At 68.5% G+C, this 16,553-nt stretch carries 11 protein-coding genes; 3 read left to right on the top strand and 8 right to left on the bottom strand.

Features of this window, described 5'->3' with window-relative positions:
* Window positions 1–89: 89 nt before the first annotated feature.
* The 6 genes from ABIB15_RS14145 to glgP form a co-directional block, all read right to left on the bottom strand.
* A complete protein-coding gene (locus ABIB15_RS14145) occupies window positions 90–674 on the bottom strand; it encodes a signal peptidase I (RefSeq protein ID WP_354479964.1) in 585 nt (194 codons plus the stop codon).
* Window positions 671–1,444, bottom strand: coding sequence for an LPXTG cell wall anchor domain-containing protein (locus ABIB15_RS14140; protein ID WP_354479961.1), 774 nt, complete (start codon window positions 1,442–1,444; stop codon window positions 671–673). The genes ABIB15_RS14145 and ABIB15_RS14140 overlap by 4 nt, the downstream gene beginning before the upstream one ends.
* 3 nt (window positions 1,445–1,447) lie before the next feature.
* Window positions 1,448–2,707, bottom strand: coding sequence for an RICIN domain-containing protein (locus ABIB15_RS14135; protein WP_354479958.1), 1,260 nt, complete (start codon window positions 2,705–2,707; stop codon window positions 1,448–1,450).
* A 2-nt stretch (window positions 2,708–2,709) separates the two neighbouring features.
* Window positions 2,710–3,285: a hypothetical protein gene (locus ABIB15_RS14130; protein WP_354479956.1), complete on the bottom strand. Its 576-nt coding sequence runs from the start codon at window positions 3,283–3,285 to the stop codon at window positions 2,710–2,712.
* 82 nt (window positions 3,286–3,367) lie between these two features.
* A complete protein-coding gene (locus tag ABIB15_RS14125; RefSeq protein WP_354479953.1) occupies window positions 3,368–3,931 on the bottom strand; it encodes an alternate-type signal peptide domain-containing protein in 564 nt (187 codons plus the stop codon).
* Between the two features lie 498 nt (window positions 3,932–4,429).
* The gene (glgP, locus tag ABIB15_RS14120; RefSeq protein WP_354479950.1) at window positions 4,430–6,988 is read right to left on the bottom strand and encodes an alpha-glucan family phosphorylase; all 2,559 of its coding nucleotides are present in this window, start codon (window positions 6,986–6,988) and stop codon (window positions 4,430–4,432) included.
* Window positions 6,989–7,068: 80 nt separating this feature from the next.
* Between glgP and ABIB15_RS14115 the strand changes: the two genes are divergently transcribed.
* The gene (locus ABIB15_RS14115; protein ID WP_354479947.1) at window positions 7,069–9,063 is read left to right on the top strand and encodes a maltotransferase domain-containing protein; all 1,995 of its coding nucleotides are present in this window, start codon (window positions 7,069–7,071) and stop codon (window positions 9,061–9,063) included.
* Window positions 9,064–11,253 carry a 1,4-alpha-glucan branching protein GlgB gene (gene glgB, locus ABIB15_RS14110; protein ID WP_354479944.1) on the top strand — a complete coding sequence of 730 codons (2,190 nt, stop codon included), beginning with the start codon at window positions 9,064–9,066 and terminating at the stop codon, window positions 11,251–11,253.
* A 194-nt stretch (window positions 11,254–11,447) separates the two neighbouring features.
* Here the strand turns inward: glgB and ABIB15_RS14105 are convergent, their stop codons facing one another.
* Together ABIB15_RS14105 and ABIB15_RS14100 are read right to left on the bottom strand one after the other, a co-directional pair.
* Window positions 11,448–12,380, bottom strand: coding sequence for a tetratricopeptide repeat protein (locus ABIB15_RS14105; protein ID WP_354479941.1), 933 nt, complete (start codon window positions 12,378–12,380; stop codon window positions 11,448–11,450).
* Window positions 12,377–14,200: a DUF8094 domain-containing protein gene (locus ABIB15_RS14100; protein ID WP_354479939.1), complete on the bottom strand. Its 1,824-nt coding sequence runs from the start codon at window positions 14,198–14,200 to the stop codon at window positions 12,377–12,379. The genes ABIB15_RS14105 and ABIB15_RS14100 overlap by 4 nt, the downstream gene beginning before the upstream one ends.
* Before the next feature lie 301 nt (window positions 14,201–14,501).
* Between ABIB15_RS14100 and ABIB15_RS14095 the strand changes: the two genes are divergently transcribed.
* Window positions 14,502–16,550 (top strand): DivIVA domain-containing protein, encoded by a 2,049-nt coding sequence (locus tag ABIB15_RS14095; protein WP_354479936.1) that lies wholly within the window; start codon window positions 14,502–14,504, stop codon window positions 16,548–16,550.
* The last annotated feature ends 3 nt before the right edge of the window (window positions 16,551–16,553 follow it).

The following is a 16,553-nucleotide window of genomic DNA, read 5'->3' as shown; positions in this document are numbered from 1 at the left end:
GTGGATAGGCCAACCTCCGCAGGCTGGTAACCCACGTCTACTCGAACGGGGGCCCCAGCCTCAAGAGGTAAGCGCCGTACTCATATCGTCTAGGGGCGGGGCTGGACCTCGCGCTTCTTCCGCACCGCGGAGGCGGCGCCGCTCGCGATCATGTACCCGGCGTAGGCGATGAGCAGCACGGCGATACCCGGCACGATCCACGCCCGGTTCTCTCCGTTGACGGCGTTGTTGGCGAAGCCGACGAGGGGCACCGAGTACCAGACCTTGCCCTGCACCTGGATCGCGCCCACCGGATCGGGATCGGCGTCGCTGTTGTTGTCGCCCTTGGTCTCGAAGGTGCGCGCCCCGGTCGTGGACGCGTTGATCGCGATGATGCGGTGCGTGATCACGGCGGGGTCGCCGGACCGGATCTGGTACGTGATGACGTCGCCGACCGCGAGATCGTCGACGTCGACCGGTTGAACCACGATGAGCGTACCCGGCGGAAGCCCTGGCGCCATGGACCCGGTCAACACCGTGAGCGGGATGGATCCGGATGCCCGTGGGACCACGATGACGACCACGGCCAGCGCGAGGACGAGCAACAGCAGTGCCCCGCTCAGCCCGAGGCCGACGTAGTGGAGCACGCCATTCTCGCGGGGGGCGGTGCCCGTTTCCTCGCGCACGTCGCTCACGACTCCTCGCGTTCGCGGCGGCGGCGGGCGCCGAACAGGAAGAATCCGGCGCCGAGCAGCAAGGCACCGATCGTGATGAGAGGCACGGGCAGGTCGACGCCCGTGCGCGCCAGGGCACCCGGGGCGGATCCACTGCTCGCTGGGACGGCGGGCGCAGCGGGAGTCGGCACGGCGGGCCCAGCGGGAGTCGGCACGGCGGGCTTCGGGCCGATGACCACACCGGGGTCGTCGCACGCGGATTCCGCGAACTCCCCGGCATCCGCGTCCCGCATGGCGATCAGCAGGTTGAGGTCCGCGCGCTGGCTCTGCGACACGTTCCGCGCATCCGGCGACATGGCGAAGCTCAGATCGAAACGCATCGTCGCTCCCCCCTCCAGCATCTGGGACGGAACGAGCATCTCACACTCGGAAAGTTGCGCGAGGGTGCGGGAGCGCGTTCCGCTCCCCTCCGATCCAGTGGTGGTGGTCAACGACACGTCCTCGGCGAACGATACCGAGGGGATACGGAGCCCCGTTGCGCTCACCTTCACGATCGCGCGGGTGGTGGCCGGGTTCCTGATCCAGAGCACGGACGCGCGCGATCCCCCTGGGACGAGGGTCTGGAGCGGATCGAGTATCCCCTGAGGCGGTGCGCTGGAGAACACGACGCCGTCGGAGCTGAGGAGCACGTCAGAGGGTTCCTCCTCCGCCGCGGCCGGCGTCGCGCTCGAGGCGAGCAGCGCGATGGCGACAGCGGTTCCACCGAGCCAGGTGATCCATCGGGTGGCCACGGCTCAGCTGACCGTCGTGATGGTGAACAGGAGCGAGTTCGCGCTGCCGCAGGCCTGCTGGCGCAGGGATCCCGAGGTCGGCACCGAGAGGCACAGCCCGCTGTTGCGGTTGACGAACTGGTAGGTGCCCGATGCGTTCCGCGAGACCTGCCACTGCTGGCTCGTGGCGCCGTTCGAAGTGGACAGCTGCGCTGCGGCATTCGCGGCCAGGCTGGCACCCGTGATGTCCCAGACGAGCGTCGGGGCGCGCCGGGACACCACGGTGTAGTAGCCGCCCACCGCCACGACCTTCCACTCGTTCTTGTCACTTCCGCCGCAGGTGGCCACGCCCAGGGGGCCGCCGTTCGTGGGGCTCGGTCCGGACTCGATGCACACCCCGCTCGCGGTGCTGACGGAGTACCACAGCGCCGGGTCGAGCACGCCGGGAGCCGAGCTCGTGACGACGTTCGTGCCCGTTGACACCGCAGACACATTGCCCGCCGCGTCGCGCGCCACGATCGTGTAGCGGTAGGTCGTGGCAGCAGTGAGGCCGCTGTCGGTGAACGCGGTGCCGGCGACGGTCGCGCGGAGGAGTCCGTCGCGGTAGACGTCGTAGCCCGTCACGGCGACGTTGTCGCTCGACGGCAGCCAGACGATCGACGTCCCCGTCGCGGTCGTCGCCGAGGCGACAGGCGCGCCGGGCGTGGTCGGCGACGTCGAGTCGAGCACGGCCTGGGCTGCGGAGGAGGTGGCGCTGGCGACCCAGCTCCCCACTGCCGACGTGACCGAGAGTGCCGCGGACAGGTTCGTGCCGGCGATCGTGGACTGCTGCAGCGCGGAGACGGACGAGCGCACGCAGTAGGTCGCGGAGGCGCCCGGATCCAGTGTGCCGGCGAGCGCCGGCACGTTGACCCAGCTGCTCGTCGTCGCCGAGGACGGAGCGATACTCGTGGCGGTGCAGGCAGTCGCCGCGGCGACCGGCCACGTCCGCACGATCGCGCCGGTCGCGAGGGCGGTCGCTGACGTGGCGCCGAGCGTGAGCGAGAACGGCGCCCAGATCGTGCCCGTGTTGGTGACCGTGACGGGCGCCGAGATGGCGAGGGCGGATGCCGTGTAGTTGGTCGCAAGAGCAGGGAACCCGTTCGTAGCGATGCCGATCGCGCCGGCGTTGACGCTGCCGGCCGTCGATGCCTGAGTGCTCCAGTAGGCGTTGCCGACCCCGGTGCCCGCGAGCACGAGGAATGCCGCCGTGCCGATGGCGATAGCGGTGCGGTGCCTGACCATGGTCAACGCACCTGGACGGCGTCGATCGCCATCGCGAAGGTCGTGCTGCCTCCCTGCGCGGCGGGCGGAGCCCCGGCGGCGAGGCCGATCGCGAGGCAGAACTGCCGGACCTCGCCGGGCTCGAGCACGACGGGCGCCGCGGTCGTCGTGAAACCCGCGAGCGGCGCCGGAACGAAGGTCGCGACGGCGCAGTCGGGGGCCGGTACGAGGCTCGCCGTGAGGAAGCCTGACAGCGAGTTGGCCTGGGCGAGCACCTGGGTGCCAGCGACGGTGACGGAGAGTCGCGTGGTGCCGGTGTTGGCGATGGCGAGTGGGATGACCTGCGAACGGCCCGGCGCGAGTCGCTTGGCGTCAAGCCCTGTGAGCGAGTAGGCCGCCGCACCATTGACGGTGAGGCCGACGTTGCCTGAGGAGACGCTCGAGGCGTCGACGACGGCCTCGCCGTTCCAGAGTGCGTAGCTGGTGCCGGTGCCGAGCAGGGCCAGGACGACCGCCACGGCGATGGCGGTGGCAGCGCTGAGCATCCGGCGGAGCGCGGACGGACGAGAGCGGGAAGCGCTGGTCGGTTCGGCGTTCATGTCTCGCTCCTTCCGGTCTTGGCAGGTGGTGATGTGAAACGAGGGGGGATGCGCCGGATTCGGCCGGCGCATCCCACCCGGCCTAGAGGCGGTCGTTCTGCTGCAGCTTGAAGGCCAGCGCGGAGAAGTCGACGGTGCCGTTGGTGGCGCCGGTGACGGTGTCCGGGAACTCGATGGTGACCGTGAGCGTGACGGTGCTCGTCGAGGTCGCCGGCGTTACGGCGAAGGTTTCGGTGCTGCCGATGCGGGTGACGTTGGTGCCGCCGGCGGCGTCCAGCGTGATCACGAGCTCGTCGAGGAGCGCCTTGTCGGCGGCCGTCACTGCAGCGAGGGACAGCTCGTCGTACGACAGCGTGGCGCGGAGGTTGTTTCCGCGAGCGTCGATCTCGACAACTTGGGTGAGCTCGATCGTGTCGCCGGGAGCAACCTTGAATGTCGAGATGTCGTCGATCGCAGATGCGGCCTTGTCGGCCGAGACGTCCATCCAGGTCGGCGTGCCGGCCTGGGCGATCGACAGGGTGCCGGATGCGACGGAGCCGACGTTGACGGACTCGGTCGAGTTCCACAGCGCGAAGCTGCCGGCACCGCCGAGGAGGAGGGCCACACCAGCTGCGCCGGCGACTGAACCCTTGAGGAGCTTGTTCATGATGATTCCTTTCGCGACACCTGCGTGTGCAGGAGCCTGTTCGCACGGGTGAACCCGTGTTCGAGAGTGTTGTGCCGTAGAACGCGGCGCAGACATCGCGATGGTCGCGGCGTCCGTGAGTCTGTGTTGCCCCCACCCGAAATCCGGGCTGTGAAATGTGTGCGCCGCTCCGGTTCGCCGTGTCGGCGTGTGGTGCGGGTCACTCTCCCCGGTATCACTATAGGTAGGACAGACAAGCCCGTCTATCCTCCTCGCGCCCCCAGTAAGAGGTACGCGCAAGACTAGGGTTCCGACACGAAATCCATTGAAAGAGTGTGCTCAGGCAACGAATTCCGTCGCAACATGTGTCATATCGCCCGAGATCAGCAATGCATACCGATGCATCTACCCGCAATCGGGGTACGGTGCGAATAGCGGATAGACAGCATTGTCTATCCGCATGGAGCGCGCAAAAACGCCCCGCGCGTCAGCGCGGGGCGTTTCGTGAGGGTCTGCTGGCTAGTCGGCGACCGCGATCAGGCCGAGCTCGGCGGCGCTGGCGAGCAGCGGATGCTTTGGCGTCACGCGAACGTTGTAGCCGAAGCTGCCGGCGCGCGTCAGCGGCACGGCACCGATGAACTGCACCGCGACGCCCGGCGCGGCCGACTCCGGCTCGAGAGCGACGTGGTGCGTGCGCTCGAGGTTGTCCCCCTCGCGGGCGCGGCCGTAGACGACCTCGACGGCGACGTCATCCGGGCTCAACCCGTCGAGCTGCACGTGGGCGCGCACATGCAGGACGTCGCCGACCTGCGGCACGGTGTCGACGCCGCCGGATTCGACGTGGGTGACCGCGACAAGGGGCCAGGCATCGCTCACTCGCTGCTTCCAGGCCGCGAGCTCCCGCGCGCCCGCGAACGACGTTGCGCTGATGGTGCGCTCGGCCTCGGCCGCCGGAACGTAGAGGCGCGTGACGTACTCCTTGACCATGCGATCGGCCGACAACTCGGGCGACAGCGTCGCGAGCGTGTGCCGGATCGACTGCACCCAGCGCTTCGGCACACCGTCGCTTCCGCGGTCGTAGAAGCGCGGGGCGATCTGGTGCTCGATGAGGTCGTAGAGCGCCTCCGCCTCAAGCTTGTCCCGCTCCGCGGAGTCGCCGGCGGAGTCGGCGCTCGGGATAGCCCAGCCGTTCTCCTCGTCATAGAACTCGGCCCACCAGCCGTCGAGGATCGAGAGGTTGAGCGACCCATTGAGCGCCGCCTTCATACCCGACGTACCGCAGGCCTCGAGCGGGCGCAGCGGGTTGTTCAGCCAGACATCCGTGCCGGGGTAGAGCAGCTGCGCCATCGCGATGTCGTAGTTCTCGAGGAACACGAGCCGCGTGCGCAGCTCCGGCGCCGAGGCGAACTGGACGAGCTTCTGGATCAGGCGCTTGCCCTCCTCGTCGGCGGGGTGCGACTTGCCGGCGATCACGATCTGCACGGGGTGGTCGGCCGACAGCAGGATCGACCGCAGCCGGTCCTCGTCGTGGAGCATGAGGGTGAGGCGCTTGTAGGTGGGTACGCGTCGGGCGAAGCCGATCGTGAGCACGTCAGGGTCGAGCAGGTCGGAGACCCACTGCGGCGTGATCGTGCCGGGGTTCTGCTCCGCGAGGGCCGCCGTGACTCGTCGGCGTGCGTCCTGCACGAGCTGTGCGCGCATGCCGTTGCGCACTTCCCACAGGTCGAGGTCGGTCACCGCGGGGCTGTTCCAGTCGCAGGAGGTTGTGTCGGTCGTGCCGAGGCGCGATGCGGCGAGCGCGAGCAACGACGGGTCGGTCCAGGTCGGCGCGTGCACCCCGTTGGTGACCGAGGTGATCGGGACGTCGGCGGTGTCGAAACCCGGCCACAGTTGCCCGAACATGCCGCGGCTGACCTCGCCGTGGAGCTGCGAGACCCCATTGGCGCGCTGGCCGAGCCGCAGGCCCATGACGGCCATGTTGAAGGTGCCGGGCTCGCCGCCCTTGTAGTTCTCCGCGCCGAGAAGCAGCACGTCGTCGACGTCGACGCCCGGCAGAAGCTCCGAAGAGAAGTACTGGCCGATGAGACCCGAGTCGAAGCGGTCGATGCCAGCGGGCACCGGGGTGTGGGTCGTGAACACCGTTCCGGCGCGCACGACCTGGAGCGCCTCGTCGAACGAGAGCCCGACTCCGATGAGGTCGCTGATGCGCTCGAGCCCAAGGAATCCGGCGTGCCCTTCATTGGTGTGGAACACCTCGGGAGTCGGGCTGCCGGTCAGCTCGGTGAAGAGCTTGATCGCACGGACGCCGCCGATGCCGAGCAGCAGCTCCTGCAGCAGTCGGTGCTCCCCGCCGCCGCCGTACAGTCGATCGGTGACCGACCGCAGCTCATCGTCGTTCTCGGGAATGTCGGTGTCAAGCAGAAGGAGGCGGATGCGCCCCACAGCGACCTGCCAGACCCGCGCGTAGAGCGTGCGCCCGTCGGGCAGTGCGAGCGCGACCTGCCCGGCCGTACCGTCCGGGTGGCGGAGCACGCTGAGGGGAAGGCCGTCCGGGTCGAGGACCGGGTAGGACTCCTGCTGCCAGCCGTCCGCCGAGATCGCCTGGGCGAAGTAGCCCGCGCGGTAGAAGAGCCCGACTCCGATGATCGGAACACCGAGATCGGAGGCGCTCTTCAGGTGGTCGCCGGCCAGGATGCCGAGGCCGCCGGAGTACTGCGGCAGTGCCGCGGCGATGCCGAACTCTGGCGAGAAATACCCGATCGCGGCGGGCGCCCCCTCCGGGAGCGACTGGTACCAGCGCGGCTCGGTCAAGTAGGAGTGGAGCTCGTGCAGGCGCTCGTTCACCTGGGCGACGAAGCCGTGGTCCGCCGCCAGCTCGTCGAGCCGCGACGGGTCGATCTCGCCCAGCAGGCCGATGGGGTCATGCGCGCTCTCCTCCCAGAGTGTCGGAGAGAGCTGCGCAAAGAGCTGTCTGGTCGGTTCGTGCCACGACCAGCGCAGGTTTGTCGCCAGTTCTTCGAGGCCGGCAAGGGCCTCTGGCAACACGGTACGGACGGTAAAACGCCTGATTGCTTTCACGAGGAGCAAGCCTAGAGGCTGCGGGATTCGGATTGGTAAAGCGCGCCCGCACCGAAAGCGAGTACGGTCGAATTGTGGCTATGGCATACGAACCGAAGGTGGGTCGCATCCCCATCAGACAACTTTCACCCCAACAACCGGAGAACCTGTGGCCGGCCAAAGCCTTCGCGGGCGAGGTCGTCCCGTTTGCGGCAACGGTCTTCAAAGAGGGGCACGACGTCTTGGGCGTCGACCTGCTCCTGACCGACCCCTCCGGCATCCGCACCAAGCATGGGATGGCGCCCGGCGCGCCCGGCACCGACCGTTGGCACACCCAGGCGCTTCTGGACCGGGCCGGCGGCTGGGAGTATCGCATTCAGGCGTACAACGACGACTGGGCGACGTGGCTGCACAACGCGCGAATCAAGATTCCCGCCGGCATCGATGTGTCACTCATGCTCTCGATGGGCGCTGGTCTGCTCGCGCGCGCCGTCGCGGCCGACCCCGGCTCGAAGGTACTCAGGGACGCCGGCAAACGCATCACGAGCAAGAAGCTCACCGCCGAGGAGCGCTTCGCCGCCGCCGACGACCCCCGTGTCGCCGCGGCGCTCGACGAGCAGCCACTCGCGAGCCTCGTCACCCTGAGCGACCCGCTCACCGTGCGGGTGGAGCGTGCGCGCGCCGGACTCGGCAGCTGGTACGAGTTCTTCCCCCGCTCGGAGGGGGCCAAGCGCAAAAAGGACGGCAGCTGGACGAGCGGCACGTTCCGCACCGCCGCGCGGCGCATTCCCGCCGTCGCGGCGATGGGCTTCGACGTGATCTATCTGCCGCCGATCCACCCGATCGGCGTCGCGTTCCGCAAGGGCCCGAACAACACGATGACCCCCACACCCGACGACCCCGGCTCGCCGTGGGCCATCGGGGCGGAGGCGGGCGGCCACGACGCCATCCACCGCGACCTCGGAACGATCACCGACTTCAGGTTCTTCCTCAGCACCGCGAAGAAGAACAACATCGAGGTCGCGATCGACCTCGCCCTGCAGTGCTCGCCCGACCACCCGTGGGTCACCGAGCACCCGGAGTGGTTCACGACACTGCCCGACGGAACGATCGCCTACGCGGAGAACCCTCCGAAGAAGTACCAGGACATCTACCCGATCAACTTCGATAACGACCCCGTCGGACTCCGCGAGGAGGTCCTGCGCATCGTCAAGTACTGGATCGGTGTCGGGGTGAAGATCTTCCGGGTGGACAACCCGCACACCAAGCCGCTCGCCTTCTGGGAGTGGCTGCTGCACGAGGTCAACACCGAGTTTCCCGAGATCGTGTTCCTCGCCGAGGCGTTCACCCGCCCGGCGATGCTGCACTCCCTCGCGCAGGTCGGATTCCAGCAGTCGTACACCTACTTCACCTGGCGCAACACGAAGCCCGAGCTCGAGGAGTTCTTCACCAGCATCTCGAAGCTGCACGCGGACTTCCTGCGCCCGAACCTGTTCGTCAATACGCCGGACATCCTCACCGAGTACCTGCAGTTCGGCGGGCCGGCGGCCTTCAAGATCCGGGCGGCACTGGCGGCGACCGCGGCCCCGACCTGGGGCGTCTACGCCGGCTACGAGCTGTTCGAGAACGTGGCGCGGACGGGCTCCGAGGAGAACATCGACAACGAGAAATACGAGTACAAACAGCGCGACTTCGCCAAGGCGGAGGCGCTCGGTCGCTCGCTCGCGCCGTTCCTCACCCGACTCAACGGCATCCGGGCGGAGCATCCGGCACTTCGCCAGTTGCGCAACCTCGACATCCACTGGAGCGACGACGACTCGATCCTCGTCTACAGCAAGTTCATCGACGGCCGCTTCACGGCGGACGGGCGCAGCGACGCGATCCTTGTGATCGCGAACGTCGACCCGCATTCCGTGCGCGAGACCACGGTGCACCTCGACCCGACCAGATTCGGCATCGATCCGGCGACCCCATTTGTGGTCACCGACCTGCTCACCGACGAGACATTCACCTGGGGCCTCAACAACTACGTGCGCCTCGACGCCTTTACCGAACCCGTGCACATCCTGCGCGTCGAATTCCCGAAAGGCAGCTAAATGGCCGACCTCACCGTCCACAGCACCACACCGAACCTTCCCGACCTGCATCCGGGGCTCATCGCCTCGATCGTGGCTGGCAGCCACCCCCGGCCGCACGACACGCTCGGGCAGCACGCGTTCGAGAACGGCTTCGTCGTTCGCGCCGTCCGCCCGCTCGCGGAGACCGTCACGGCGCTGCGCACCGACGGCAGCCGGGTCGAGCTGGCCCACCTCGCCGACGGTCTCTGGCAGGCCTTCCTGCCTGGCGCCGGGCAGGCGTACGAGCTCGAGACGACCTACGGGGGCGCCCCGACCTGGAGAACCGACGACCCGTACCGCTTCGTGCCGTCGGTCGGCGAGATCGACCTGTACCTCTTCGGCGAGGGACGCCACGAGCAGATGTGGAGCGTCTTCGGATCCCACTTCCGCCCCCACGAGGGCGTCGTCGGAACGGCATTCAACGTCTGGGCGCCGCACGCGAAGGCGGCCCGCGTCGTCGGCGACTTCAACGGCTGGAATGGCGTGCTGCACTCGATGCGCCGTCTGGACGACAACGGCGTCTGGGAGCTCTTCATCCCGGGGATCGAGCCCGGAACGACCTACAAGTTCGAGCTGCTCACGCAGGGCGGCGAGTGGGTCACCCGCGCCGACCCGATGGCGCGCTACACAGAGGTCTCCCCCGCAACCGGATCGAAGGTCGGCAAGACCCACTACGAGTGGACGGATGCCGCGTGGCTCGACAAGCGGGCCGCGCGCGACCCGCACAACTCGCCGATGAGCGTCTACGAGCTGCACGTCGGCTCGTGGCGGCCCGGCCTCGGCTACCGCGAACTCGCCAACGAGCTCGTGGACTACATGCTCGAGACGGGCTTCACCCACGTGGAGTTCATGCCGCTCGCCGAGCACCCCTTCGGCGGATCCTGGGGCTACCAGGTCACGGGGTACTTCGCTCCGACGAGCCGGTTCGGCCACCCCGACGACCTGCGCTACCTGATCGACAGGCTGCACAACGCTGGCATCGGCGTGATCATGGACTGGGTGCCCGGCCATTTCCCCAAGGACGAGTGGGCTCTCGCCAAGTTCGACGGGCAGGCGCTCTACGAGCACTCCGACCCGCGCCGCGGCGAGCAGATGGACTGGGGAACGCTGATCTTCAACTTCGGCGACTCCCAGGTGCGCAACTTCCTCGTCGCGAACGCGCTGTACTGGCTCGAGGAGTTCCACATCGACGGCCTGCGGGTCGACGCCGTCGCATCCATCCTCTACCTGGACTACTCCCGCGAGGACGGCCAGTGGGAGCCCAACATCCACGGCGGCAACCAGAACCTCGAGGCGATCAGCTTCCTCCAGGAGGTCACGGCGACCGCCTACAAGCGCAGCCCCGGCGTGATCATGATCGCCGAGGAGTCGACGGCGTTCCCGGGCGTCAGCCGGTCCACCGCCAGCGGCGGCCTCGGATTCGGGCTCAAGTGGAACATGGGCTGGATGCACGACTCGCTCTCGTACATGCAGACAGACCCGATGTACCGCGCGCACCACCACGGCGAGATCACCTTCAGCATGGTGTACCAGTACACCGAGAACTTTCTGCTGCCGCTCAGCCACGACGAGGTCGTGCACGGCAAGGGATCGCTGCTGCACAAGATGCCGGGCGACCAGTGGCAGAAGCTCGCCAACCTGCGCGCCTACCTGTCCTTCATGTGGTCACACCCCGGAAAGCAGCTGCTGTTCATGGGCCAGGAGTTCGGGCAGCCCTCCGAGTGGTCGGAGCAACGCGGCCTCGACTGGTGGATTCTCGACCAGCCCGTGCACCGCGGACTGCTCAACCTCGTCGGGCAGCTCAACCGCGTCTACCGCGAGGAGGGCGCGCTCTGGGAGCAGGACAACGACCCGGCCGGCTTCGAGTGGATCGACGGCGGCGCGGCCGAGCAGAACGTCGTGTCGTTCCTGCGCTGGGCGAAGGACGGCCAGCCGATCGCCGTGATCATGAACTTCTCCGGCAACCCGATCGGCCAGTACCGCGTCGGACTCCCGTTCGCGGGTGTGTGGGACGAGCTCATCAACACCGATGCCAGCGAGTACGGCGGATCCGGAGTGGGCAACTACGGCGCCGTGACCGCTACTGACGAGCAGTGGGGCGGGCGTCCGGCATCCGTGGAACTCACCCTCCCGCCGCTAGCCGGGCTCTGGCTCAAGCTGCGTAAGTAGTTCGCGGGGTCGCTGTGCGGCGCGCTCCATGCTGGGGCGCGCCGCCTCCGGGAGCGCACCCCACCAGCCGCGACTCGCCCACTTCTGTCCCTCCCAAGCGCACAGAGGGGACCTAACTGGGCAGTTCGCGGGGAAGAGGGGCGGCACACAGCAGCGTTGCGGGCGCAGCAGTGCCGCTGCGCGGGTGTGCGTCCTTAGTACAGCAGCGCGGTCAGGCGGCGACGCCCGGCGCTGACGCGCGGGTCCTCTGCCCCGGCCACCTCAAAGTACTCGAGCAGCCGGGTCCGCGTGGCGTTCTTGCCCTCGGCGTCGAGCGACGGGAACAGCGACAGGAGGCGGTCGAAGGCATCCTCGAGGTGTCCACCCGAGACATCCAGGTCCGCGACGGCGAGCTGTGCGTCGACGTCGGACGGCGCCGCGGCGGCCGCATCGCGTATGGTGCCGGCCGAGAGGCCGGTGAGGCGGTGCAGCAGCGACACCTGGGCGAGGCCGGCGACGGCGAGCTGGTCGCGCGGGTCTTGGGCGATCGCGGTGCGATAGGCGGTCATCGCGGCGGGGTAGTCCCCCGCCTCAATGGCGTCGTATGCGGCCTGGTGCAGCGGCGGGAGCGGCTCCTCGACCGACTCGGCGGCCTCTGCCCCAGCGTTGGCCTCCGCGGGCGCGACCGGAACGGTGCCGGTGACCCCGTTCTGGGCCGCGAGGACGAGCAACTGCTCGAACACCTGCCGCGCCTCGGCCTCCGGCAGCTCTCCCTCGAACAGGGCGAGCGGTCGGCCGGCGACCACGGCGGCGACGGTTGGGGCAACCTGAGCCTGAAACGCCTGCTGCAGCTGCGGGTTCGTCGTCGCGTCGACTCGTGCGAGCACGAGCTTGCCGCCGAACTCGGTGATGAGCTTCGTGAGTGACGCGGTCGGAACTCCACCGTGCAGCTCGACGACAACCGGCACGGTGTTCGACAGCTCGAGAATTCCCGTGAAGCTCGCGTCGGTCGCGTCGACGACGAGTGACGGCCCTCCGGTGCCCGGGGCGGATGCCGGCGCGCTCGGCGGGACGGGCGGCCGTACGAGCGACGACAGGTCGACCGCTCCTCGGAGGCTCGCCGCAGAGGGGGGAAGGTTGTTGGTCATTCGATCTCCTTGGCGCTGACGAGAACCTGGCTGAAGCCGAGCAGGACAATCTTCTCGTCGCTGCCGATCGGCGGGATGTAGAAGAGCAATTGGTCGCCGTAGGTGGCGGCGACGCCCTTCTTCGTGCCCGAGAGCCCGGAGAGCGTCTTGGTGGCGCCCTCGGGGTTGATCGTGGCACCCTCCTCGACGGGCGTCACCGTCTCGGTCTCCTCGATGTAGACGCTCACGAGGGCACCCGACTCGTTCGAGGCGAGCGCGATCGTCTCGGCATCGCCGGGGGCGATTCCGAATTCGATCTTGGCCTTGTCGTCGAGGGCTTCTGAGCGCGCCGTGCGCGCCTCGACGCCGACGCTCGGAATGAGCCCGTCGCGCTCGATATCGAAGAGCTCGTACGACGCGCTCTCCGCGCCGACGGTGAGCACATCGACGTAGGCGGCGGCGAGCTCGCCGGGAGCCGTGGAGAGCAGCTTCGTGTCGGGCGACAGGCGCGGAGCGCCGACCGTCTGCGGGGCGAGGGGCGGAAGCACCGCCTCGGGCTCGAGGGTGACCGAGTAGTAGACCTTGTACTGCTCGCGCGGCGACGTCTGGAGCAACATGAGGGCGACAGGGGCCGCGGGCTCGACGGGCTCTGCTCCCTCCGCCGCCTCCTCCACGACGGGCTCGACGACCGCGAAGATCGCGCGCGGAAAGGTGGTATCCGTGTCTTTGGGCAGCGACTGGGGCAGAGCGACCGCGAGCCGGCCGGTCGGGATCGGCGCGAGCGCAGGGAACGCGCTGTCCTTGGCCCGCGTCTCGTAATTACCGGTGCGCAGTTTGAGTGCGGGACCGTCGAACCGCGCCGAGAGCGCCGCAGTGTCGAGGTTCGCGTCGGCCGCGGCGGCCACCTCCGCAACGTCGGACACGATCGATTGAACCTGCCGCACGGTCGCGGCGGGCGGCTGGCGCTCCTCGACCACGGCCTCGGCATCGGCGGAGGCGCTGGGCGACGGCACGAGCGGGATCGCGTCGCGGCCGGCGAGGTCGGGCCACAGGTCGGAGGAGCAGCCGGAGAGCACGAGCGCCCCAATGAGGAAGGCGGGAACGGCGATCATCCGGCTCGTCGACCGGCGCCCCCTCCGGGTCGTGACGGCCTTGGGCTTGTTCACTCGGTAGCTCCTCTGCCGCGGCAGCTTGGGCATGCGCTGCGTCTTGGGGGGTTTGATGCTCTTGCGGCGGGGGCCGCGCGTGCGGCGTTGGTGGTGGATGCCCCAAACGAGGAAAATGAGCGAGAGAAGAAGCATGAGGCCGCCGCCGGCCATCAGCGGTCCGGCCCAGGGCGTGCGGTTGTCGAGCGGCCAGGTGATCGCGACAGTCGAGGGTGCGGTCTGGGTTCCGTCCGAGACGACGAGAATCGAGAACTCCTCGTCGAGCCTGAGCCTCATGCCAAGCTCGTCCTCGGCGTTGTACTCCGCGAGCCAGAGGTCGGATCCCGCCGGCAGCGGGACCGTCTGCTCAGACCCGCGATTCGTCACGCTCACGAGGTTCTGGCTCCCGGCGTCGAAGCCGACGCTGTTGTAGCTCGCGTCGCCGACCCACGCGAGAATGTCCTCGGTTCGGGCATAGGCCGCAAAGATGGTGTCGGACCCGCTGATCTGCACGTCCTGACGGCCGTCCATCGCGTTGAGGGTCTCCCCGCCGATAATGGTGACGGGGGCCTCGCTGTCTGATTCGCTGGTCGCGGTCAGTTCCGATGGGCCGTTGAGCACCGTCGTCTGGGCGATTCCGTAACCGCCGAGACCGATGCCGATCAGGAAGGCCACTATGGCTAGGGCAAAGCGCACGAACTTACTCCTTTCGTGTTGCCAGGCCGATCAAAATTGGCCGCACCCAGTCGCGTTCGCAGGGCAACCACTCGCTCAATTGGACGAGGTTGGGGTGTGCCGGGCCCGAGTTGGGCCCGAAAATGGCAACAGACAAAGACATTGCAGCCTAGCCGATCAGTCTGGGAGCTCCCACTTTTTCGCTGGTGGGGAAATATCGCACCGATACTGACGGCACCTCAGGGTGCGCCGGGGCCAGTCATCGCTAAGCTCATTCCAGTTCGGCTGTGCCTCCAGCGCCCGCCGACCACGAGGAGACAATGTGGCCAGTGACGACGACGACTTCAGCACAGCCATGCGCGGCTACAACCGCGAGGAGGTCGACAAGGCGCTCCAGGACCTGAGGCGCGAACTGATCAAGGCCAACTCCGACAGGGTGGAATCGGGGAGAGAGATCAAACGCCTTGCGGCAACCGTGCGCGATCTCGAGTCGGAGATCGAGGAGACGGGCAGCCCGAGTTACAGCGGGCTCGGCACGAAGCTCGAGAACATGCTTCGGGTCGCTGAAGAGCAGTCGACGAGACTCATCAGCCAGGCCGACATCGACGCCGAGCGCCTGCGCAGCAGCGTGCAGCTCGAGGTGAACCGGATGCGCGTCGATGCGATGGAGACCGCGGAGGGATTCGTCGCCGATGCGGACGAGAAGGCTACCGCACTGCTCGAGTCCGCGACCGCCGAAGCTGCCGAGATCCTCGAGAGTGCCGAGGCGAGGGCGGATGCCGTCACCCAGGAGGCACTCCTCGAAGCCGCCGCGATCCGCGGCGCCGTTGCGACGGAATCCGCCGAGATACGCGGCACGACCCGGCGCGAGTCCGCAGCCGTGCGCGCCGAGGCAGACCGCGAGTCCGCCGAGGTCCGCGCCGCGGCCCAGCGGGAGATCAGCGAGGCACGGGAACAGGCGGCACAGCTCGCTCGCGACACCGAGCGCGGCCGTGCCGAGTTCGACAGCATCAGCGAGAAGCAGCGCGGCGACCTCGAACGCGAGGTGGAGCAGCAGCGCACGGACCTGGCCCGGCACGTCGAGACGGTCACCGCCGAGCTCGCCGCCACCGTCGAGAAGACGACAGGCAACCTGCAACGTGAAGTGGCCGCCACCCACGCCTCCCTCGAACAGGAGCTCGCGCAGGGACGCTCGGCCCTCGAGGTCGAGACGATGTCCCGTCGCTCCGCATTGGAGCGCGAAGAGGAGTTTGTGCGTGCCGCCCTCGCGCGCGACACCGACGCCGCCTGGGCCACCCTCAACACGTCCACGGCCGACGCCGAGGCCGCCCTCGCCCGCGAAACAGAGGATACCCGCCAGAACCTCGCCGCGGAGGCCGAAGCCATTCGTGCGGCCCTGGCCACCGAGATGACGGACACCCGGGAGCTGCTCGAGAGGGAGGCATCCGATACCCGCAGCGCCCTCGCCCGCGAGACCGACACGGCCTACGCCGAACTCGAGAAGGAAGCCGCCGACACCCGCAGCGCGCTCGCCCGGGAGGTGGCCGATGAGCGTGCGGCTCTGAAGAAGGACATCGAGGAGCGGCACGCGGCTCTCGAGCGGGAGATCTCCGAGGCTCGCGCCCTGCTGGACGCCGACACGACCGCCGCCTACGCGGCCCTCGCGGAGGAGACCGCGGCAACCACGGCGACCCTCGACCGGACGACCAAGAAGGCGACCGCGGACCTCGCCCTCGAATTGGAAACCGCGCGGGCGGGCCTCGAAGAGGAGATCACGACCGCACGGGCGAGCCTCGCGCACGACATCGAGCAGCAGCGCACCGATCTGGACCGTGACATTGCGCAGCAGCGGGCGGACCTCACGCGCCAAGCGGAGGAGACCCGCGCGCAGCTCGCGTTCGAACTCGACGAGACGCGCACGACGATCGCCCGCGACGCCGAGCAGGGGCGCACCGACCTCGAAGTTGAAATCACGGCCCGTCGGGACGAGGCCGAGAAGGCAGCACTCGCCGCGCATCAGGAGGCGGTCGCGCAGACCCAGAAGTACCTCGACGACGCCGGCCGCCAGCTCGCCGAGGCGACCAAACGGGCCGACGAGCGTCAGAAGCACGCGGACGAGGTCGAGGGGTCCGCGCGGGCCGAGGCGAAGGCGCTGCTGGAATCTACTCGGGCGACCACGGCGGAGCTCGTGTCCGAAGCCAAGGCCAAGGCCAAGGCTACGGTCGACGACGCCGACAGGAGAACCGCGGCGCTCGTGTCTGACGCTGAGGAGCGCCTCGCCAAGATTAGGATTGAGCGCGAAGCGGTCGCCGGGTACTTCCAGGGTCTCCGCGGCGTTCTGACAGAGGCGGAGAAAGCCTCGGCCGAATAAACA

This window comes from Marisediminicola sp. UYEF4 (genome assembly GCF_040546025.1).
GTDB lineage: Bacteria > Actinomycetota > Actinomycetes > Actinomycetales > Microbacteriaceae > Marisediminicola.
This window is presented reverse-complemented; position numbering and strand designations above follow the sequence as displayed.

Coding starts and splice junctions, on each gene's coding strand:
- ABIB15_RS14135 (WP_354479958.1), bottom strand. CDS start 2,707: ATGGTCAGGCACCGCACCGCTATCGCCATCGGCACGGCGGCATTCCTC.
- ABIB15_RS14130 (WP_354479956.1), bottom strand. CDS start 3,285: ATGAACGCCGAACCGACCAGCGCTTCCCGCTCTCGTCCGTCCGCGCTC.
- ABIB15_RS14125 (WP_354479953.1), bottom strand. CDS start 3,931: ATGAACAAGCTCCTCAAGGGTTCAGTCGCCGGCGCAGCTGGTGTGGCC.
- ABIB15_RS14115 (WP_354479947.1), top strand. CDS start 7,069: ATGGCATACGAACCGAAGGTGGGTCGCATCCCCATCAGACAACTTTCA.
- glgB (WP_354479944.1), top strand. CDS start 9,064: ATGGCCGACCTCACCGTCCACAGCACCACACCGAACCTTCCCGACCTG.
- ABIB15_RS14105 (WP_354479941.1), bottom strand. CDS start 12,380: ATGACCAACAACCTTCCCCCCTCTGCGGCGAGCCTCCGAGGAGCGGTC.